Source organism: Flavobacterium sp. EDS (assembly GCF_020991525.1).
Classification (GTDB): domain Bacteria; phylum Bacteroidota; class Bacteroidia; order Flavobacteriales; family Flavobacteriaceae; genus Flavobacterium.
Genome location: NZ_JAJMOZ010000062.1, coordinates 1 through 356, shown reverse-complemented (window position 1 = coordinate 356; position 356 = coordinate 1). Strand labels below are relative to the sequence as shown.

1 protein-coding gene is annotated in these 356 nt (G+C 32.9%); it reads right to left on the bottom strand.

Annotated elements, in window-relative coordinates; translation table 11 throughout:
* The coding region (locus LPB87_RS20685; protein WP_230729234.1) for a hypothetical protein at positions 1 to 356 on the bottom strand (356 nt) is incomplete at both ends.

The following is a 356-nucleotide window of genomic DNA, read 5'->3' as shown; positions in this document are numbered from 1 at the left end:
TTTGTATTTGGATAATAAAAAGTGTCTTTATCTTTTAGATATTTCTGCCAGCGTTCTTCTTCTTCCTTGCTGTCACTCCTTACCTTCTCTACATCTTCTTCTTTTATGTAACTTCCTGAACTACTTCCATCAGGAGTATTATTTAAAAACGGACCTCTTATCCAAAAAATTTGATTGCCAAGAATAGTTCCAAATTCGACCTTACCCATTCCTGATATAATCTTTAAATATTCGTAGCTGTATTCTTCCCAGTTAAAAATATGTATTTTGTTGTCTTCTCGAGTCCATTCACCTGAATGACTGCGTTCTACAGTATCTTTTTTGTAATAATGAAAAAAAGTCCCATCTGCTTTAAA